Consider the following 20,276-nt stretch of genomic DNA (forward strand, 5'->3'; position numbering starts at 1 on the left):
CGTGCCTCCCGGGGTTTCCACCGCCAGCTTCGGCACCACGCGCAGCCCCGTCCGCGGGCTGTACCGTCTTCTGGTCGCCACCACCAGGGTCTTGCGCAGGCCACGCACGCTGGCACGCAAGGCATTCTGGGCCACCCTGCTGATCGCGCTGCTGGCGCTGGGCAATGTGCTGGTCATGCAGCTGCTGCTGCGCCAGTCCGACAACATTGCGGCAACCTTGAGCCTGGCGGGCCGCATGCGCATGCTCAGCCAGCAGATGACGCTGCGCGCCCTGGCACCCCGCCAGGATGCACTGGGCATGTCCGCGCAGTTGCAGGAGCAATACGCCGACTTCGAGTCCGCCCACGCCGCGCTGCTGCATGGCGGCCACACCCACGGCCAGCCGGTGCAGGCGCTCGCCCCCGGTCTGCAGCCCTCGCTGCAGAGCCTGACCGAAGGCTGGCGCCAATACCGCCAGGCCCTCGAGCGACTGCCCAGCCCTCCGCTGCAAACCCCCGAGCAGATTCGCGAGGTGATGGCCGCGGGGGATCTGCTGCTGGTGCGCACCGAGCGCCTCATGGAGCAGCTGGTGCAATACGCCGACGGCGTGCACCAGCGCGCACGCGTCAGCAGCCTGGCGCTGTTCGTCCTGGACATGCTGCTGCTCGCGCTGGCCTACACATTGCTGGTGCGCCGCGTGCTGCGCCCCGTGCGCACACTGACCACCCAATGCCGGGACATGGCCATGGGCCGCTACGGCACACACACGCCCCTGCCCATGGGCGACGAGCTTGGCGAGCTCGCGCAGGCGCTCCACCGCTCGTCCGCGCAGATCGCCACCCTGCTGCACGACGTAGCCCGGGAGCGCGACGCCCTGGCACAGATGCAGGCCATGTTCGACGGCCTCACGGACAACAGCGTGGCCGGCGTGTACCTGCTCGACGAGTCCATGCACCTCGTCTACGCCAACGAACAGCTGGCGCGCATGCTGGGCTATGAGCGCCAGCTGCTGGCCGACCGCTTTCCGCTGGCACGGCTGTTCTCGCCCGCGGTCTTTGACGATGTCCGCGTCCGCGTGCAGGACCGGCTGCAGGGACGGCTGCACAGCGCGCGCTACGAGCGCACCGCCCTGCGCGCCGACGGCAGCAGCCTGGAGATCGAGATCTTCGGGACCGCCATGCGCCTGAACGGCAGGCCGGCCGTGATAGGCATGATGCTGGACATCTCCCAGCGCAAGCGCGCCGAGGCCTCGGCGCGCCGCGCGGCGCTGGTCTACCAGAACACCACCGAGGCCATGGTGGTCACCGACGCCCAGGGCGTGGTGCTGGACACCAACCCCGCCTTCACCCAGGTGACCGGCTACGCGGCCCATGAAATCGTCGGCCGGCGCATGAACATGCTGAGCTCGGGACGCCAGAGCCGCGCCTTCTACCAGGCCATGTGGGCCAGCCTGCTGGAAAGCGGCAAGTGGAGCGGCGACATCTGGAACCGACGCAAGAACGGCGACGATTTCGTCGAGCGCCTGACCATCAGCGCCTCCTACAACGAGGACGGCAGCGTCGGCTGCTACATCGGCCTGTTCGCCGATGTGACGGCCCAGCGCCGACAGGAGGCCTCCATCTGGCACCAGGCACATCACGACCACCTGACCCAGCTGCCCAACCGTCAGATGTTCCAGCAGGAGCTCGAGCGCAGCATGGCGCAGACCCGCGCCAGTGGCCAGAGCTTCGCGCTGCTGTTTCTGGACCTGGATATGTTCAAGGAGGTCAATGACACCTTCGGCCACGACATGGGCGATGAACTGCTGTGCGAGGTCGCGCATCGCCTGCGCGGCTGCGTGCGCGCCAGCGACAAGCTGGCACGCCTGGGCGGCGACGAATTCACGCTGATCCTGCACCATCTGCAGCAACCCCAGGACGCACATGCGGTCTGCCGCAAGGTGCTGCACGCCCTGGCCCAGCCCTACGAGCTCATGGGCGGCGTGGTGCAGATCTCCGCCAGCGCGGGCGTCACGTACTTTCCACGTGACGGCCAGGATGGCGTGGCGCTGCTCAAACAGGCCGATCTGGCCATGTATGCGGCCAAGAACAAGGGACGCAATCAGTTCTGCGAATTCGTCCCGGCCATGGAGCAGGAGGCACAGGAGCGCCGCCTGCTGCTGCGCGATCTGCAGCAGGCCCTGGACGGGGGCGAGCTGACCCTGCACTACCAGCCCATCGTGGACATGCACACGGGCCGCACCGTCAAGGCCGAGGCGTTGCTGCGCTGGCACCACGGGGTGCGAGGCCCGGTGAGCCCCGCGCAGTTCGTGCCCCTGGCCGAGGAATCGGGCCTGATCGTGCCACTGGGTGACTGGGTGTTCCAGGAGGCGGCGCGCCAGCTCGCGCGCTGGCGTGCCGAGATCGCCCCCGAGCTCGAGATCAATGTCAACGTCTCACCCGTGCAGCTGCAATCGAGCGGCCCCTTGGCCCAGCCCTGGCTGCGGCATCTGCAGACGTTGCGGCTGCCGCCCGAGGCCCTGGCCATAGAACTCACCGAGAACGTGCTCATGGAGGCCGACCAGGACACCAGCGCCCGGCTGCAGGCGCTGCAATCGGCAGGGATGCAGCTGGCGCTGGACGACTTCGGCACCGGGTATTCGTCGCTCGCCTACCTCAAGCGCCTGGACATCGACTACCTCAAGATCGACCGCAGCTTCGTGAGCCAGCTCACGCAGGGCAGCGAGGACAACGTGCTGTGCCAGGCCATCATCGTGATGGCGCACCAGCTGGGTATACGCGTCGTGGCCGAAGGCGTGGAAACTCGGGAGCAGCACGACATCCTGCGCGCGGCCGGCTGCGACTTCGGCCAGGGCTACTGGTACTGCCACCCCGTGAGCGCGGAGGACTTCGGCGCCCGCCTGCGCGAGGAGCGCGCGGCCGTCGCCGAACCGCAACAGCCGTCGCCTCGGCCGTCCGCCCCCTCGGAAGCCCTCAGCCTCTGACGGCGCTCACCCACATGGGGACGAGCTCGGACAGGGCATCCACATAGCCGTCGGCATCCACCTCGCGCACCGGCCGGCCATGGTTGTAGCCGTAGGTGACCAGGGCCACGGGGCAGCCGGCGGCGCGCGCGGCGCGCGCGTCGTTGCTCGAATCGCCCACCATCAGCGTGCGCGCGGGCAGCGTGCCCAGGGCCTCGCAGGTCTTGAGCAAGGGCAGCGGATCGGGCTTCTTGCGCTCGAAGGCGTCGCCGCCGAACACATGGTCGAAGAAGCCGTCCAGGCCCTTGGCGCGCAGCAGCGGCAGCGCAAAGCTCGCGGGCTTGTTGGTCAGGCAGGCCAGGCGCAGCCCCGCGCCGCGCAGCGCCGTCAGGCCCTGCGCCACGCCGGGGTAGACGCTGGAGTAGCGCCCGTTGATGGCCAGGTAATGGTGCTGGTAGCGCTCCCAGGCCCGGGGCAGCATCGCTTCGATTTTTGAAGCATCCGGCGCTTGTCCTGTCTGCCCCAACACGTGATTGAGCACCGAACGCAGCAAATGCTCGCTGCCCTTGCCCACCATGTGCTCGATGAGGCTCGGGTCTATCGCGTGCAGCTCAAGGTCGGCAAGCATGCCGCCGAGCGCCTGGGCGAAGTCGCCCAGGGTGTCGACCATGGTGCCGTCGAGGTCGATGATGGCCGCGTCCAGCCCCTGCATCAGCATCCTTGGCGCCGTCATGCCAGGGCCCGGCGCATGGCGTCGATGACGGCCTTGTAGTCGGGCTTGCCGAAGATGGCACTGCCGGCCACGAAGGTGTCGGCGCCGGCGTCGGCCACGCGGCGGATGTTGTCCGCCTTGATGCCGCCGTCGACCTCCAGGCGTATGTCCTTGCCCGAGGCCTCGATGCGCCGACGCGCTGCCTCGATCTTTCGCAGCGTGCTGTCGATGAAGCTCTGGCCACCGAAGCCGGGATTGACGCTCATGAGCAGGATCAGGTCGATGTCCTCGATCACCCAGTCGAGCACATCGATCGGCATGGCCGGGTTGAAGGTCAGGCCGGCCTTGCAGCCGCGCGCCTTGATGGCCTGGATGCTGCGGTGCACATGGCTGCTCGCGTCGGGGTGGAAGCTGATCAGGTCGGCGCCGGCCTGGGCGAAGGCCTCGGCCAGCGCGTCCACGGGCTGCACCATGAGGTGCACGTCGATGGGCACGGGCCGTCCGTCCGGGGTGACGGCATGGGGCTTCAACGCCTGGCAGACCATGGGGCCGAAGGTCAGGTTGGGCACGTAGTGGTTGTCCATCACGTCGAAGTGGATCCAGTCGGCGCCGGCGGCGATGACGTTCTTCACTTCCTCGCCCAGGCGGGCAAAGTCGGCGGACAGGATGGACGGGGCGATGCGGTAGGTGCGGCTCATGGGCGCGGATTGTCGCAGCTACGGGAAGCTACCATTGCCACCATGCCCAAGTACGAATTCCAGGTCGAGGTGCAACCGCAGTACCTGCCCGACCAGTCCGCGCCCGACGAGGGTGTCTACGGCTTCGCCTACACCATCACCATCACCAACACCGGCGAGGTGACCGCGCAGCTGATCTCGCGCCACTGGGTGATCTGCGACGCCGGCGGTCACATGGAGGAGGTCAAGGGCCTGGGCGTGGTCGGGCACCAGCCGCTGCTCAAGCCCGGCGAATCCTTTGAATACACGAGCGGCTGCCGCCTGCGCACGGCCAGCGGCAGCATGCATGGCAGCTACTTCTGCGTGGCCGAGGACGGCACGCAGTTCAGCTGCCCCATCGCCCTGTTCGTGCTCGAGGCCACGACCGCGGGCGACGAACCCCATCCCATGACCCCGCGGGTGCTGCATTGAGCCGCGCGACGCCGGACCTCGCGCAGCTGCTCGCGCGCCTCGACCCGGCCGCGCCGCTGGCCGAGCGCCATCTGCAGCTGCTGGCGCTGCTGGACTGGGTGCGTGGCCACGAGCACACGGTGGAGGCCGCCACGGGCCGCGTGGCCCTGCTGGTGCAGGCGGCCGAGCAGTCGCCCGCCACGCGCCAGCGGCTGTCGGCCTGGTGGGCCGAGCTCACGCGGCATCTGGACATCACCACCCTGCTGGCCGACTTCGGCTTTGCGCAGCGCACCTCCATGGCCAGCGAGCTCGCCGAGCGCCTGCGCTACAAGCTGCTGCCCGTGAGCCCCGAGACCCAGGACGCCTCCGAGCTCTTCATGCTGGCCCTGCCGCACGAGCTGGACGCGCGCTGGCTGGCCGCGCTCGACGAGGAGCTGCTCGCGCGCCTGCTGGCCGTGCTGCTGCCCGCACAGGATGCGGGCGACGACGCGGCCAGCGCCAGCGCCAATGAATGGCAGCGCGCCCTGCTCGACGCCATCGCCTACTGCGCCGGACAAATCCTGGCCACGGGCTTTGCGCCCGAGCTGCGCCTGCGCATGAGCGAGGAGGTGCGCGCCGCCCAGCCCTTTCACGCCCTGCTGCGTGACGCCGAGAGCCTGCGCGTGGAGGTGCTGCACCCGCTGCGCACCGACGACCGCCTGCAGCAGGCCGTGCAGGGCCTGCGCGAGCGGCTCGATGCCTGCCGCGCGGCCGTGAACAACGTCTACGCGCATTTCGAGGACAACGGCATCTCCGTGGGCCTGGTGTTTCGCCTGCGCCAGCTGCGCGCGCGCATCCTGCGCGTGCGCGAGCTGCTCGAATGCCTGCTCTCGCCGCGCCCGGCGGCCTCGGCCATGCAGCTGCTCTCGCACCTGGTCCTCGTCGGGCGCCAGCGCCGCAGCGTGCGTACGCTGCTTGCCACCAACTCGTCGCTGGTGGCGGCCAAGGTGGCCGAGCGCAGCGCCGAGACCGGCGAGCACTACATCACGCGCACGGGCGGCGAGTACCTGTCCATGGTGCGCCAGGCCGCGGGCGGCGGCCTGGTCATGGCCGTCACCACGCTGATCAAGTTCGGCCTGTACGCGCTCGCGCTGTCGGCCTTCTGGGGCGGCTTCATGGCCGGCGTGAACTATGCGGTGAGCTTTGTGCTGATCCAGCTGCTGCACTTCACGGTGGCCACCAAGCAGCCAGCCATGACGGCGCCGGCCATGGCCGCCAAGCTCAAGGACCTGGAGGACGACGCGGCCGTCGAGTCCTTCGTGGACGAGGTCGCGCACCTGGTGCGCTCGCAGGTGGCGGCCGTGCTGGGCAATGTGCTGCTGGTGTTCCCTGGCGCGCTGCTGCTGGCGCTGTTCATCGCCCAGCTCTGGGGCAGGCCGGCCATCGATGCCGAGCACGCGCTGCACACGCTCGACACGCTGCACCTGCTCGGGCCCTCGCTGCTGTTTGCGGCCTTCACGGGCGTGCTGCTGTTTGCCTCCAGCATCCTCGCGGGCTGGGTGGAGAACTGGTTCGTGCTGCATCGCCTGGACTCGGCCATCGAGTACAACCCGCGCATCACTGCGGCCCTGGGGGTGCGACGTGCGGCACGCTGGGCACATTTTCTGCGCGGCAACATCTCGGGCCTGGCGGCCAACGTCTCGCTGGGCTTCATGCTCGGCCTCGCACCGGCCTTTGCCGCCTTCTTCGGCCTGGGACTCGAGGTGCGCCACGTCACGCTGACCACGGGCCAGATCGGCGTCGCCGCGGCCACGCTGGGGCACGATGTGCTGCATCTGCCGGCCTTCTGGTGGGCCGTGGCCCTGGTGCCGTTCAACGGCGCGCTCAACGTCATCGTGAGCTTTTACCTCGCGTTTCGTGTGGCGCTGCGCGCGCACAACGTGGGGCGCGTCGACCGCAACCGCATCTACCGCGCGCTGCGCAGGCGCCTGCGTCGCGCCCCGCTGGGCTTTTTTCTGCCCACGCGCGGCAGCGTCTGATAAGGTGCAGGCAGCAGGCGCTGCGCCGCACCCCACAGAGGCCGCACATCCGCTGCGGCCCGTGCGAGGGTTGCACCAGGCCTTCGTGGTCGCTGCCGCGCTCTGCCTGCGCCGAGACCAGGCGGGCCACGCCCGCACTCGACGGAAGGACATACAACAATGAATGAACTATTGAGCTTCTGGGCCCAGTGGCTGCGCCCATCGGCAGGGCTGCCCACCGTGCAGTGGGCATTGCTGCTGGCCGTGGCCGCCGTGGCCGGCTACCTGGTGCAGCGCCACAGCGGCCTGCCCAAGGTGCTGGGCTATTCGCTCGTGGGCACGCTGGCGGGCCTGGCGGGCTTTGGCGGCGCCGTCTGGCCGCTGCAGGGCATAGGCCTGTTCCTCGTGGAGCTGGCCGTGGCCGTGGTGCTGTTCGAGGCCGGCGGGCGCATCCCGCTGCGCTGGTTCCGCCACAACCCCATGGTGCTGGTGCAGAGCATTGCCGAGTCGGCGCTGACCTGTGCCGCCGTGTACTGGGCGATGCTGTGGCTGAAGGTGCCGGCGCCCGTCGCCGCCGCGCTGGCCATGGTGGCGCTGGCGGCATCGCCCGCCGTGCTCACGCGCGTGGTGAGCGACACCCATGCCGCGGGCCCCGTGACCGAGCGCGCCATCGTGCTGTCCACGCTGTCCTCGCTGTATGCGCTGACGCTGGGCAGCGCCCAGGCCGGGCTGATCGAGCGCCCCGCCGCGGGCCTGCTGGGCCAGCTCTACCCGGTGCTGGTGGTGCTGGGCGTGTCGGTGGCCGTGGGCGCGCTGCTGTCGCTGCTGATGCGCCTGGCGCTGCGCGTGATGAGCCCGACGAGCGAGAACACCACCATCCTGCTGCTGGCGCTGATAGCGGCCAGCACCGCCATCACCGCCCACCTGGGCGGCTCGGCGCCGCTCGCGGCACTGCTTGGCGGCATGCTGCTCAAGCAGCTGCACCCGCGCCCCTGGGCCTGGCCGCGCCAGATGGGCACGGCCAGCTCGGTGCTGACGATGATGATGTTCGTGCTGGTCTCCACCGTGGCCGCCCAGGGCCAGTGGAGCGTGGCCGTGGCCGGCAGCGTGGCGGCGCTGATCGCCGTGCGGCTGGCGGCCAAGGCCGTGGGCGTGGGCCTGGGCAACGTGGGCAGCGGCGCCAGCTGGCGCCAGGCGCTGTGGGTGAGCTGCGCGATGACGCCGATGTCGGCCATCGCCCTGCTCGTGGCCTCGCAGCTGGTGCTGGCCGCGGGCGATGCGGGCGAGCCGATTGCACGCATCGCCCTGCCCGCGATTCTGGTCATGGAGCTGCTCGGCGCCGTGATTGCCGCATTCGCGATCTACCGCGCGGGCGAGAGCTCCAAGCCCTGGCTTGACCTGAACCGCGGCAGCAACCCTGGAGAGTCCGGCAATGAGTCTTGAAGCCTTTTCCCATTCCGAGCCGCTGACCCTGGGCGTGGAGCTCGAGCTGCAGCTCGTCAACACCCACAACTACGACCTCGCGCCCTACGCCGAGGACATGCTGCGCCTGATGCACAAGACGCCCCTGCCGGGCTCCGTGGTGCCGGAGATGACGAACAGCATGATCGAGATCTCCACCGGCGTGTGCCACAGCACAAGCGAGGTTCTGGGCCAGCTCACGCCGATCCGCGACGCGCTCGTCAAGAGCGCCGACAAGCTCAACATCGCCGTGGCCGGCGGCGGCACGCACCCGTTCCAGATGTGGCACGAGCGGCGCATCTACGACAAGCCGCGCTTTCAGGAGCTGTCGCAGCTCTACGGCTACCTGTCCAAGCAGTTCACCATCTTCGGCCAGCATGTGCACATCGGCTGCCCGGATGCCGACGCCGCGCTCCTGATGCTGCACCGCATGAGCCGCTACATCCCGCACTTCATCGCGCTGTCGGCCTCCAGCCCCTACGTGCAGGGACATGACACCGCCTTCGACTCGGCGCGGCTCAATTCGGTGTTCGCCTTCCCGCTCTCGGGTCGCGCGCCCTTTGTGCTGACCTGGGACGAGTTCGGCCAGTTCTTCGAGAAGATGACGCGCACCGGCGTGGTCAAGAGCATGAAGGACTTCTACTGGGACATACGCCCCAAGCCCGAGTACGGCACGATAGAGATACGCGTCTTCGACACGCCGCTCACCATAGAGCGCGCCGCGGCGCTGGCCGGCTTTGTACAGTCGCTCGCGGCCTGGTTTCTCGTGGAGCAGCCCTTCGAGCCCAGCGAGGACGACTACCTCGTCTACACCTACAACCGCTTCCAGGCCTGCCGCTTCGGGCTCGATGCGGTCTATGTCGACCCGGCCACGGGCCAGCACATGCCGCTGCGCGAGCACATCCTGCAGACGCTGGACCATATCGCGCGCCACGCGGGCGCGCATGGCGCCTCGGGCGCGCTGCATGTGCTGCGCGGCGAGACCGCATCGGGCCAGAACGACGCGCGCTGGCTGCGCGAGCGCATGCGCGAGGAGCAGCTGCTCGCCGAGGTCAGCCGCCAGGCGGCGCTGCGTTTTCGCGGGAGCTTATGAACACCCCCCTGAGGCGCTGCGCGCCTTCCCCCCGCTCTCGCTGCGCTGCGCTACGCGGGCAGGGGGACGCCACCAGCGCGGCGGGGCGGCCCTTGCGCGGTGGCCCGAGCCTCGGGCACGCCAGTGGCACAGGCCGCTTCCAAGTACGTACACCGGAATAGGCCATGGGTGAGTTTGATCTGATCGCACGCTACTTCACGCGCCCCGTGCGCCCCGGCGGCGCGGTGGCCCTGGGCGTGGGCGACGACTGCGCGCTGCTAGCGCCCGCGCCGGGCATGCAGCTGGCCGTGTCCTGCGACATGCTGGTCGAGGGCCGGCATTTCTTTGCCGACGTAGACCCCGAGGCCCTGGGCCACAAGGCGCTGGCCGTGAATCTGTCGGACCTGGCGGCCTGCGGCGCGCGCCCGCTGGCGTTCACGCTGGCGCTGGCGCTGCCGCGCGTGGACGAGCCCTGGCTGCAGGCCTTTGCCGGCGGCCTGCTGCGCCTGGCCGATGCGCATGACTGCGAGCTCATAGGCGGGGACACCACGGCCGGGCCGCTCAACATCTGCATCACGGTGTTCGGCGAGGTGCCCGCGGGCCAGGCCCTGCTGCGCAGCGGCGCGCGCGCGGGCGACGACATCTACGTGAGCGGCACGCTGGGCGATGCACGCCTGGCGCTCGATGCCTTGCAGGGCCTGCACCCGCTTGCGGCCCCGGCGCTGGCGCGCGCGCGCCAGCGCCTGGAGCGCCCGACGCCGCGCGTGGCCCTGGGCATGGCCTTGCGCGGCGTGGCCAGCAGCGCGCTGGACGTGAGCGATGGACTGCTCGGCGACCTGGGCCATGTGCTGCGCGCCTCCGGCGTGGGGGCCTGCATCGATCTCTCAAAAACTATTGATTTGATAGCTGCCAGCACTTACCCAGAAAGCGCTGCATGCCAATTTGACGCGAATTATCTGCAGCAATGCATCCTCGCCGGCGGCGACGACTATGAGCTGGCCTTCACCGCCGCACCCGCGCGCCGCGCCGCCGTGGAAGCCGCCGCGCGCGCCAGCGGCACACCCGTGACGCGCATTGGCGTGGTGCAGGACCAGCCGGGCCTGAGGCTCGTGGACGCGCAGGGTCGGGCGGTGCAGCGGCGCTACGCGTCCTTCGATCACTTCGCCTGAGCCTGGCGCGCGCCCGGAGCCAGCAGCTCGCACAGCAGCTCGACATGGCTGCTGCGCAGCCCCTCCAGCCCCACGGCGGGATCGCGGCCCAGAATCATCTGCGTCAGCAGTCCGTACATCACCGGCGCGATCGCCAGCCAGGGCTCACGCACCACAACGCTCTGCGGCAGGCCATGGTGGGCCACATGGGCGCGCAGCATGTCCGCGAACATGGCCATATTGGGCTGCATCACATTGCGCTCCCACAGCTGCACCAGTTCGCCCACGCGGTTGCGCTCGGCGGCCAGCAGGCGCAGCGTGACCACCATGGCCGGCCGCTCCTGCAGCCCCGCATACAGCCGGTCCACGATCCATTGGGCAAACGTGCGCGTGTCGGCGGCAATCGGCGGCTCCGGGAACTCCTGCCAATCGGGTGGCGCGAGCGAGCGATGGAGCAGGGCCGCGAAGATCACGTCCTTGCTCGCGAAATGCGCGTACAGCCCGCCCTTGGACAGCCCGCAGCGGCGCGCGATGTCGTCCATCGTGGTGGCGGCAAAGCCGCGCTCGGAGAACTCCTCCAGGGCCGCATCCAGGATCTGCGCCATGCGCACCTGTGGCGCCAGACGGCGACGCCCCGCCGCGGCGGCGGCATCGGGGGCAGGAGCAGGGAGTGGCGACATGGGAGTCTCGCTTTGGTCTGATCGGTATTGTGATCCCACTAACTACCGACCAGTCGGTCGTTAATATTGCGCGGTTTGATGTTTGTCAAACAAAATGCGCGTCGAGCGCTTAAAGTCGCTCGGTACTTTCCCTAGTCCCCAGGAGCCTCCTCATGCAAGACGCCCCTTTTGCTGCGACGCAGCTGGCCGAGCGGATAGACACGCTGTTCCGCGCAGCGCTGGCGCGACGCTCTGCCTCGCTCTCCCCAGCCGCTGCCTTTCTGGCCGCCAGCGACTGGGCATTGCACCTCGCGGCGTCGCCCGGCAAATGCATGGATCTGGTCCAGCTGGCCATGCGCCAGGGCGAGGACATGGCGAGCTATGCCCGCCAGCGCATGGGCGCCGGGCCCGACAGCGCCAAGCGCAACGGCGTACAGCCGCCGGCGCAGGACAGGCGCTTTGCCGCCCCCGAGTGGCAGCAGTGGCCGTTCAACTACCTGCACCAGTCGTTTCTACTGACCCAGAACTGGTGGGACGCGGCCACGCACGACGTCAAGGGCGTGGACAAACACCATGAGAACATGGTGGCCTTCGCCGCCCGGCAGTGGCTGGACATCTTCTCTCCGGGCAACCAGCTCGCCACCAACCCCGTGGTGCTGCAGCGCACGCTGCAGCAGGGCGGCGCCAACCTGCTGCGCGGCGCGCTCAATGCCGTCGACGACATGCAGCGCCAGGTCGCGGGCCGCCCCCCTGCGGGCGCCGAGGACTTCGTGGTCGGCCGCGACGTGGGCGTCACGCCGGGCAAGGTGGTGCTGCAAAACCATCTGATGGAGCTGATCCAGTACCAGCCCACGACCGAGACCGTGCACCCCGAGCCCATCCTGATCGTGCCGGCCTGGATCATGAAGTACTACATCCTGGATCTGTCGCCGCACAACTCGCTGATCCGCTACCTCGTGGACCAGGGCCATACGGTGTTCTGCATCTCGTGGAAGAACCCGGGCGTGGAGGACCGCGACCTGGGCATGGACGACTATCTGCAGCATGGATTTCACGCCGCGCTCGATGCCGTGGGCGCCATCGTGCCCAAACGCAAGGTGCATGCGACCGGCTACTGCCTGGGCGGTACCTTGCTCTCCATCGCCGCGGCCGCCATGGCGCGCGATGGCGACGAGCGCCTGGCCTCCATGACGCTGTTCGCGGCCCAGACCGACTTCTCCGAGCCCGGCGAGCTGGCGCTGTTCATCGACGAGAGCCAGCTCAGCCTGCTCGAGGCGCAGATGGACCAGACCGGCTATCTCAAGGCCGGGCAGATGGCCGGCGCGTTCCAGATGCTGCGCTCCTACGATCTGCTGTGGTCGCGCATGGTCAACGAGTACCTGCTCGGCGAGCGCTCGCCCATGAACGACCTCATGGCCTGGAACGCCGACGCCACGCGCATGCCGGCCAGGATGCATTCGCAGTACCTGCGCCGCCTGTTCCTGGACAACGACCTGAGCGGCGGCCGCTACCCCGTGGGCGGCAAGCCCGTGTCGCTGAGCAACCTCACGCTGCCCATCTTCATGGTGGGCACGCTCACCGACCATGTGGCGCCCTGGCGCTCGGTGCACAAGCTGCACCACCTGAGCACGGCCGAGATCACCTTTGCCCTGACCAGCGGCGGGCACAACGCCGGCATCGTCAACCCGCCGGGCAACCCGCGGCGCCACTACCAGATCCGCACGCGGCCCGCGGGCGGCACCTACATGGCGCCCGACGACTGGCTGGCCACGGCGCCGCGCGTCGAGGGCTCCTGGTGGCCCGCCTGGCGCGACTGGCTGCTGGCGCGCTCGGGCAAACCCGTGGCGCCGCCGCACATGGGCGCGCGCGGCTACAAGCCGCTCGCCGACGCGCCGGGCCAATACGTGCTGGAGAAATGATGAACATGACCCGCAATCTGCAAGGCAAGAAGGGCCTGGTGGTCGGCATTGCCAACGAGCACAGCATCGCCTGGGGCTGCGCGCGCGCCTTCCACGCCGCCGGGGCCGATCTCGCCGTCACCTGGCTCAACGACAAGGCAAGGCCTTATGTGCAGCCGCTCGCCGAGCGGCTCGAGGCCGGCATACAGCTGCCGCTCGACGTGGAGCAGCCGGGCCAGCTCGAGGCGGTGTTTGACGCCATCACGAGCCAATGGGGCCGGCTGGACTTCGTGCTGCACTCCATCGCCTTCGCGCCGGCCGCCGACCTGCATGGCCGCGTGATCGACTGCTCGCGCGAAGGCTTTGCGCGCGCCATGGACATCTCCTGCCACTCCTTCCTGCGCATGGCGCGCCTGGCCGAGCCGCTGATGCAGCAGGGCGGCAGCCTGCTGACCATGAGCTACCTGGGCGCCGACGAGGTCATAGACAACTACGGGCTCATGGGCCCGGTCAAGGCGGCGCTGGAGTCCTGCGTGCGCTACATGGCCACCGAGCTGGGCCCCAAGGGCATACGCGTGAACGCCGTGTCGCCCGGGCCGCTGGCCACGCGCGCGGCCAGCGGCATCGCGCAGTTCGACCGGCTCATGGCCGACGCCGTCGAGCGCGCGCCGCTGGGCCGCCTCGTGGACATCGCCGACGTGGGCGCGCTGTGCGCCTTCCTGGCCAGCGACGCCGCGCGCTCCATGACGGGCAGCACGCTGTATGTGGACGCCGGCGTGCACATCATGGGTTGAGCCACGACATGCAAGCACAACGCATCTATCTCCCCCTGCGCCAGGCGGCCTGCGCGGGCGCCGCGGCCCTGCTGCTGGCGGGCTGCACGTCGCTTGCGCCCGGCTACGAGGCACCGGCCATGCCCGTGCCCCAGCAGTACGCAGAGCCCACCGCCGCGAATACCGCAGCGGACCGCGCACAGGCGGCCAGCGCCGACTGGCGCGACTACTTCACCGCCCCTGCCCTGCAGGCGGTGATCGCCCAGGCACTGGCCAACAACCGCGATCTGCGCCTGGCCACCTTGCGTGTGGCCGAGGCCCGCGCCGCCTACGGTATCCAGCGCGCAGACCAACTGCCCAGCGTGGGTGGCAGCGCCGGCCTGACGCGCATCGGCATCCCGGACAACCTGGGCGCGGGCCTGCCCCCTGCCGTGGCCGCGATGGTGCCCAGCACCCTGACGAGCTACAACGCCTCCATCGGCATCAGCAGCTGGGAACTGGACCTGTGGGGCCGCGTGCGCAACCTGAGCGAAGCGGCGCAGCACCAGTACTTTGCGGCCGCATGGGCGCGCCAGGGCGCCGAGGTCAGCCTGATCGCGCAGACGGCCAACGCCTGGCTGGCGCTCAAGGAGACCGACGAACGCCTCGCCCTGGCGCAGCGCGCGCTGGACAACCGTGCCGAGGCGCTGCGCATCTTCGGCCGGCGCGTCGAGGTCGGGGCCACCTCCCGGCTCGACCTGACCCAGGTGCGCATGCTGCACCAGCAGGCCGAGGCCCTGGTGGCGCAACTGGCACAGCAGCGCGCCACGCAGCAGCACGCGCTCGACCTGATCGTGGGTATGCCCACGCCCATCGCCGAGGGTGGCCTTCCCGGCGCCGACGCGCTGCGCGTCCTGCCCGCGGGCCTGCCGTCCGACCTGCTCACGCGCCGCCCCGACATCCAGGCCGCGGAGCAGCAGCTGCGCGCGGCCCATGCGCAGATTGGCGCGGCGCGCGCGGCCTTTCTGCCACGCATTGCGCTCACGGCCATGGCAGGCACCGGCAGCAGCGAGCTGGGTGACCTGTTTGGCAGCGGCACCGGTGCCTGGCTGTTCCAGCCCAGCATCAGCCTGCCGCTTTTCACCGCGGGCAAGCTCAGGAACAACCTGGATCTGGCCGAGGTACGGCGCGACGCCGCCGTCGCCCAATACGAGAAGGCCATCCAGGGCGCGTTCCGCGACGTGTCCGACGCGCTGGCCGCGCAGCGAGGCCTGGCACAGCAGGTGCAGGTGCTCGCCGACATGCGCACCACCCAGGCCGACCGCGCACGCCTGTCACGCCTGCGCTACGACAACGGTGCCACGCGCTTCTTCGAGGTGCTTGACGCCGAGCGCGACCTGCTGGCCACCGAGCAGCAGCTCACGCAGATGCGCCGCGCCCTGCTCGCAAGCCGCGTGGCGCTGTACGCCGCGCTGGGCGGCAGCGCCGGCGCGCCGTCCATGGACAACCCTTCCAACACCCAGAACACGAGCACCAGACCATGAACCCAACCGTCAAGAAATGGATCCCCGCCGCCATCGCACTGGCGCTGGCCGGTGCCGGCTACTTCTACTGGATGGGCCACCACGACAGCGGTCCGGGCGAAGGCTTCATCAGCGGCAACGGCCGCATCGAGGCCACCGAGGTCGACGTGGCCACCAAGCAGCCGGGCCGCGTGCAGGCCATCCTGGTCGATGAGGGCGCCTTCGTCAAAGCCGGGCAGCCCCTGGCCCGCATGGACATCAGCAGCCTGCAGGCGCAGCGCGACGAGGCCGCCGCGCGCCAGGCCCAGGCCAGGAACGGCGTGGACACGGCGCGCGCCCAGATAGCGCTGCGCGAGAGCGATGTGCGCGCCGCCGAGGCCCAGGTGGCCGCGCGCGCGGCCGAGCTGGACGCGGCCGAGCGCCGGCTGGCGCGCTCGACCACGCTCGAGAAGGAAGGCGCGTCCTCGAGCCAGGAGCTCGACGACGACCGCGCCCGCGTGCGCGGCCAGCGCGCCGCACTCGATGCCGCCAAGGCCCAGGTGGCGGCTGCCCAGGCGGCTGTGGCTGCGGCCAGGGCGCAGGCCACGGGCGCGGCCTCATCGGTGGATGCGGCCGTGGCCACGGTGGCGCGCATAGACACCGAGCTCAAGGACGCGCAGCTTGTGGCCCCACGCGACGGGCGCGTGCAATTCCTCGTCGCCCAACCGGGCGAGGTGCTGGGCGCGGGCGGCAAGGTGCTCAACCTCGTCGACCTGTCGGACGTCTACATGACCTTCTTCCTGCCCGAGACCGTGGCCGGCCGCGTGGCGCTGGGCTCCGAGGTGCGTCTGGTGCTCGACGCCGCGCCGCAGTTCGTCATCCCCGCGCAGGTCAGCTTTGTGGCCAGCACGGCGCAGTTCACGCCCAAGACGGTGGAGACCGCCAGCGAGCGGCAAAAGCTCATGTTCCGCGTCAAGGCGCGCATAGACCGCGCGCTGCTTGCCAAGCACCTCGAGCAGGTCAAGACCGGCCTGCCCGGCGTCGCCTGGGTGCGGCTTGACGCCGAGCAGCCCTGGCCCGCCAACCTCGCCAACGTCGTGCAGCCATGACGCAGAGCGAGCCCGTCGTCCGCCTTCAGGATGTGCGCCAGCACTACGGCGCGGCGCAGGCGCTGGCCGGCATCACGCTGGACGTGCCGGCCGGCTGCATGGTCGGCCTGATTGGCCCCGACGGCGTGGGCAAGTCCAGCCTGCTGTCGCTGATCGCCGGTGCGCGTGCCGTGCAGGCGGGCCGCGTGCAGGTGCTCGGCGGCGACATGACCGACAAGGCGCACCGCGACGCGGTCTGCCCGCGCATCGCCTACATGCCGCAGGGCCTGGGCAAGAACCTCTATCCCACGCTGTCGGTCGAGGAAAACCTGCAGTTCTTCGCGCGCCTGTTCGGCCATTCGGCCGCCGAGCGGCGCCGGCGCATCGACGAGCTGACCCGCTCCACGGGACTGCATGCCTTTCTGCAGCGCCCCGCGGGCAAGCTCTCGGGCGGCATGAAGCAAAAGCTCGGCCTGTGCTGTGCGCTCATCCATGACCCGGATCTGCTCATCCTCGACGAGCCGACCACCGGCGTCGATCCGCTGGCGCGCGCCCAGTTCTGGGACCTGATCGAGCGCATCCGCCGCCAGCGCCCCGGCATGAGCGTGATGGTGGCCACGGCCTACATGGACGAGGCGCAGCGCTTTCACTGGCTGGTGGCCATGGACGAGGGCCGGGTGCTGGCCACGGGCGCGCCGCAGGAGTTGCTCGCGCGCACCGGCTGCGACTCGCTCGAGGAGGCCTTCATCGCCCTCATGCCCGAGGAGAAGAAGCGCGGCCACCAGAGCGTGGTGATTGCGCCGCTGCAGGTGGACGACGCGGATGTGGCCATCGAGGCCCAGGGCCTGACGATGCGCTTTGGCGACTTCACGGCCGTCGATCACGTGAACTTCCGCATCCGACGCGGCGAGATCTTCGGCTTTCTGGGCTCCAACGGCTGCGGCAAGTCCACGACCATGAAGATGCTCACCGGCCTGCTGCCCGCCAGCGAAGGGCGCGCCCAGCTGTTCGGCAAGCCCATCGATCCGCACGACATCGACACGCGCCGGCGCGTGGGCTATATGTCGCAGGCGTTCTCGCTGTATGGCGAGCTGACGGTGCGCCAGAACCTGGTGCTGCACGCGCAGCTGTTCCATGTGCCGGCCGATCAGCAGGCCGCACGCGTGCAGGCCATGGTCGAACGCTTCGAGCTGCAGGAGGTGCTGGACGCGCTGCCCGAGAGCCTGCCGCTGGGCGTGCGCCAGCGCCTGTCGCTGGCGGTGGCCATGGTGCACCAGCCCGAGCTCTTGATCCTGGACGAGCCGACCTCGGGCGTGGACCCCATTGCACGCGACCGTTTCTGGCAGCTGCTGGCAGACCTCTCACGCCGTGACCGGGTGACCATCTTCATCTCCACCCACTTCATGAACGAGGCCGCGCGCTGCGACCGCATGTCCATGATGCACGCCGGGCGCGTGCTCGACAGCGACCGGCCGGAAGCGCTTATCGCCAAGCGCGGCGCGGCCACGCTGGAGGAGGCCTTCATCGGCTATCTGGTCGAGGCCGGTGGTGATGCGCCGGCCAAGGACGACACCCCTGCCGCGGCGCAGGCCACACCTCAAGGCCAATCCCAGGGCGCGCCCGCGCCAACGCATGGCGCCGCCGCAGGCGGCCCGCTCTTCAGCCTGCAGCGCATGTTCAGCTACCTCTGGCGCGAGGCGCTGGAGCTGCAGCGCGACCCGGTGCGCGCCGCCATGGCGCTGGTGGGCTCGCTGGTGCTGATGTTTGTGATCGGCTACGGCATCACGCTGGACGTGGAGAACCTGTCGTACGCCGTGCTCGACCGCGACCGCACGCAGGCCAGCGAGAACTACGCGCTCAACCTCGCCGGCTCGCGCTACTTCGTCGAGCGACCGCCCATCGTCGACGAGGCCGACCTCGACCGGCGCATGCGCAGCGGCGAGCTGTCGCTGGCCATCGAGATCCCGCCGGGCTTCGGCCGCGACCTGCTGCGCGGCAGCCCGGTGCAGATCGGCGCGTGGATCGACGGAGCCATGCCGCAGCGTGCCGAGACCATACGCGGCTATGTCTCCGGGATGCACCAGCAATGGCTGATGCAGCAGCTGCACGCGCATGGCATCGCCCTGCCGCAGGCCGCCAGCGTGGAGACGCGCTACCGCTACAACCCCGACGTGAAAAGCCTGCCCGCCATGGTGCCGGCCGTGATCGCGCTGCTGCTGCTCATGCTGCCGGCCATGCTGACGGCGCTGGCCGTGGTGCGCGAGAAGGAGCTGGGCTCCATCATCAACCTCTACGTCACGCCAGTCACGCGGCTGGAGTTCCTCGTGGGCAAGCAGCTGCCCTATGTGGCGCTGGCGATGGTGAACTTCCTGCTGATGTGCGCCGCCGCCGTCACCGTGTTCGGCGTGCCCATCACCGGCAGCTTCTGGGCGCTGGCGCTGGCGGCCTTCGTCTACGCCATCGTCGCCACGGGCATCGGCCTGGTGGCCTCGTCCATCACCAACAGCCAGAGCGCCGCCATGTTCATCGCCCTGGTGGTGACCATGGTGCCCGCGGTGCAGTTCAGCGGCCTGCTGCACCCCGTGACCTCGCTGGAGGGGGCGGGCCGCCTGATTGGCGATGTCTTCCCTGCCACCTACATGCTCATCATCAGCCGTGGCGTGTTCAGCAAGGCCATGGGCCTGGGAGAGCTCGGCACCTCGCTGTGGCCGCTCCTGATCGCCGTGCCCGTGGTCATGGGCGCTGCCGTGGCGCTGTTGAAGAAACAGGAGTCGTGAGCGCATGAACGCCATCACCCGTCACCTGAGCAATATCGCGCGCCTGGGCGTCAAGGAGCTGTGGAGCCTGTGGCGCGACCCGATGATGCTGGTGCTCATCCTCTACCTGTTCACCGTGGCCGTGTACTCGTCTGCGCGCGCCATCCCCGAGACGCTGCACCTGGCCGCCATCGCCGTCGTGGACGAAGACCGTTCGCCGCTGTCGCAGCGCATCGTCGGCGCCTTCTACCCGCCGCTGTTCACGCCGCCGGCCGTGATCACGCGCGACGAGATGGATGCCGGCATGGACACCGGCGACTACACCTTCGTGCTCAACATTCCGCCAGATTTTCAGCGCGACATGCTGGCCGGGCGCACGCCCACCGTGCAGCTGAACGTGGACGCCACACGCATGAGCCAGGCCTTCAGCGGCAGCGGCTACATCCAGCAGATCGTGCTCGCGGAGGTACAGGAGTTTGCGCGCCGCTACCGCGCCAACACCACGCTGCCCGTGGACATCGCCACCCGCATGCGCTTCAACCCCACGCTGACCCAGGCCTGGTTCGCCGGGGTGATGCAGTACATCAACTACATCACGCTGGTGTCCATCCTGCTGACCGGCGCGGCGCTGATCCGCGAGCGCGAGCATGGCACGGTCGAGCACCTGCTGGTCATGCCCGTCACGCCCACCGAGATCATGCTCGGCAAGGTCTGGTCCATGGGCCTGGTGGTGCTCGTCGCCGCCGCACTGTCGCTGCTCTTCATGCTGCGCGGCGTGCTGGGCGTGCCCATCGAAGGATCGGTGCCGCTGTTCCTCACCGGCGTGGCGCTGCATCTGTTTGCCACCACCTCGATGGGCATTTTTCTCGCCACCGTGGCACGCACCATGCCGCAGTTCGGCCTGCTGGTGATCCTGACCATCCTGCCCATGCAGATGCTCTCGGGCGGCAGCACGCCGTTCGAATCCATGCCGCTGTTCGTGCAGCGCGTCATGCAGGTGGCGCCGACCACGCATTTCGTCGAACTGGCGCAGGCCATTCTGTCCCGGGGCGCTGGCATGGCGGTGGTGTGGAAGCCCTATCTGATCCTGGCGCTGATCGGCTGCATCCTGTTCGCGCTGTCGCTCTCGCGCTTTCGCAAGACCATTGGCCAGATGGCCTGAT

Annotated in this window: 15 protein-coding genes; 12 read left to right on the forward strand and 3 right to left on the reverse strand. The window is 69.5% G+C overall.

The window, feature by feature from the left end; all coding sequences use genetic code 11:
- The first annotated feature begins 1 nt into the window (after position 1).
- Positions 2-2,962 (forward strand): EAL domain-containing protein, encoded by a 2,961-nt coding sequence (locus tag ABUE11_RS16620; protein WP_367066499.1) that lies wholly within the window; start codon positions 2-4, stop codon positions 2,960-2,962.
- Here the strand turns inward: ABUE11_RS16620 and gph are convergent.
- Positions 2,952-3,653, reverse strand: coding sequence for a phosphoglycolate phosphatase (gph, locus tag ABUE11_RS16625; RefSeq protein ID WP_367066500.1), 702 nt, complete (start codon positions 3,651-3,653; stop codon positions 2,952-2,954). The two genes, ABUE11_RS16620 and gph, sit on opposite strands and share 11 nt — an antisense overlap.
- 17 nt (positions 3,654-3,670) lie before the next feature.
- The gene (gene rpe, locus ABUE11_RS16630; RefSeq protein WP_367066501.1) at positions 3,671-4,351 is read right to left on the reverse strand and encodes a ribulose-phosphate 3-epimerase; all 681 of its coding nucleotides are present in this window, start codon (positions 4,349-4,351) and stop codon (positions 3,671-3,673) included.
- A 42-nt stretch (positions 4,352-4,393) separates the two neighbouring features.
- Between rpe and apaG the strand changes: the two genes are divergently transcribed.
- The 5 genes from apaG to thiL all read left to right on the forward strand — a co-directional run bounded on the left by apaG (position 4,394) and on the right by thiL (position 10,479).
- Entirely contained in the window at positions 4,394-4,801 is a 408-nt protein-coding gene (gene apaG / locus ABUE11_RS16635; RefSeq protein ID WP_367066503.1) for a Co2+/Mg2+ efflux protein ApaG, read from the forward strand.
- Complete coding sequence (locus ABUE11_RS16640; protein ID WP_367066504.1) at positions 4,798-6,798, forward strand: site-specific recombinase; 2,001 nt, start codon at positions 4,798-4,800, stop codon at positions 6,796-6,798. Before apaG ends, ABUE11_RS16640 begins: the two co-directional genes overlap by 4 nt.
- Positions 6,799-6,957: 159 nt before the next feature.
- A complete protein-coding gene (locus ABUE11_RS16645) occupies positions 6,958-8,220 on the forward strand; it encodes a cation:proton antiporter (protein ID WP_367066505.1) in 1,263 nt (420 codons plus the stop codon).
- Positions 8,210-9,331: a YbdK family carboxylate-amine ligase gene (locus ABUE11_RS16650; protein ID WP_367066507.1), complete on the forward strand. Its 1,122-nt coding sequence runs from the start codon at positions 8,210-8,212 to the stop codon at positions 9,329-9,331. The genes ABUE11_RS16645 and ABUE11_RS16650 overlap by 11 nt, the downstream gene beginning before the upstream one ends.
- A gap of 164 nt (positions 9,332-9,495) precedes the next feature.
- Entirely contained in the window at positions 9,496-10,479 is a 984-nt protein-coding gene (gene thiL, locus ABUE11_RS16655; RefSeq protein WP_367066509.1) for a thiamine-phosphate kinase, read from the forward strand.
- Here thiL and ABUE11_RS16660 read toward each other — a convergent pair.
- Positions 10,467-11,138 (reverse strand): helix-turn-helix domain-containing protein, encoded by a 672-nt coding sequence (locus tag ABUE11_RS16660; protein WP_367066511.1) that lies wholly within the window; start codon positions 11,136-11,138, stop codon positions 10,467-10,469. The two genes, thiL and ABUE11_RS16660, sit on opposite strands and share 13 nt — an antisense overlap.
- Before the next feature lie 152 nt (positions 11,139-11,290).
- Between ABUE11_RS16660 and ABUE11_RS16665 the strand changes: the two genes are divergently transcribed.
- Genes ABUE11_RS16665 through ABUE11_RS16690 form a run of 6 tightly spaced genes read left to right on the forward strand, consistent with a single transcriptional unit; the run spans position 11,291 to position 20,275 of the window.
- Positions 11,291-13,036, forward strand: coding sequence for an alpha/beta fold hydrolase (locus ABUE11_RS16665; protein ID WP_367066512.1), 1,746 nt, complete (start codon positions 11,291-11,293; stop codon positions 13,034-13,036).
- A gap of 5 nt (positions 13,037-13,041) precedes the next feature.
- Positions 13,042-13,809, forward strand: a complete 768-nt coding sequence (gene fabI / locus ABUE11_RS16670; RefSeq protein WP_367066514.1) for an enoyl-ACP reductase FabI — start codon at positions 13,042-13,044, stop codon at positions 13,807-13,809.
- 8 nt (positions 13,810-13,817) lie between these two features.
- The gene (locus tag ABUE11_RS16675; protein WP_367066516.1) at positions 13,818-15,311 is read left to right on the forward strand and encodes an efflux transporter outer membrane subunit; all 1,494 of its coding nucleotides are present in this window, start codon (positions 13,818-13,820) and stop codon (positions 15,309-15,311) included.
- A complete protein-coding gene (locus tag ABUE11_RS16680) occupies positions 15,308-16,378 on the forward strand; it encodes an efflux RND transporter periplasmic adaptor subunit (protein WP_367066517.1) in 1,071 nt (356 codons plus the stop codon). Before ABUE11_RS16675 ends, ABUE11_RS16680 begins: the two co-directional genes overlap by 4 nt.
- Positions 16,375-19,134, forward strand: a complete 2,760-nt coding sequence (rbbA, locus tag ABUE11_RS16685; protein WP_367066519.1) for a ribosome-associated ATPase/putative transporter RbbA — start codon at positions 16,375-16,377, stop codon at positions 19,132-19,134. The genes ABUE11_RS16680 and rbbA overlap by 4 nt, the downstream gene beginning before the upstream one ends.
- A gap of 4 nt (positions 19,135-19,138) precedes the next feature.
- Complete coding sequence (locus tag ABUE11_RS16690) at positions 19,139-20,275, forward strand: ABC transporter permease (RefSeq protein WP_367066520.1); 1,137 nt, start codon at positions 19,139-19,141, stop codon at positions 20,273-20,275.
- The last annotated feature ends 1 nt before the right edge of the window (position 20,276 follow it).

The organism is Oryzisolibacter sp. LB2S (genome assembly GCF_040732315.1).
Classification (GTDB): domain Bacteria; phylum Pseudomonadota; class Gammaproteobacteria; order Burkholderiales; family Burkholderiaceae_C; genus Alicycliphilus; species Alicycliphilus soli.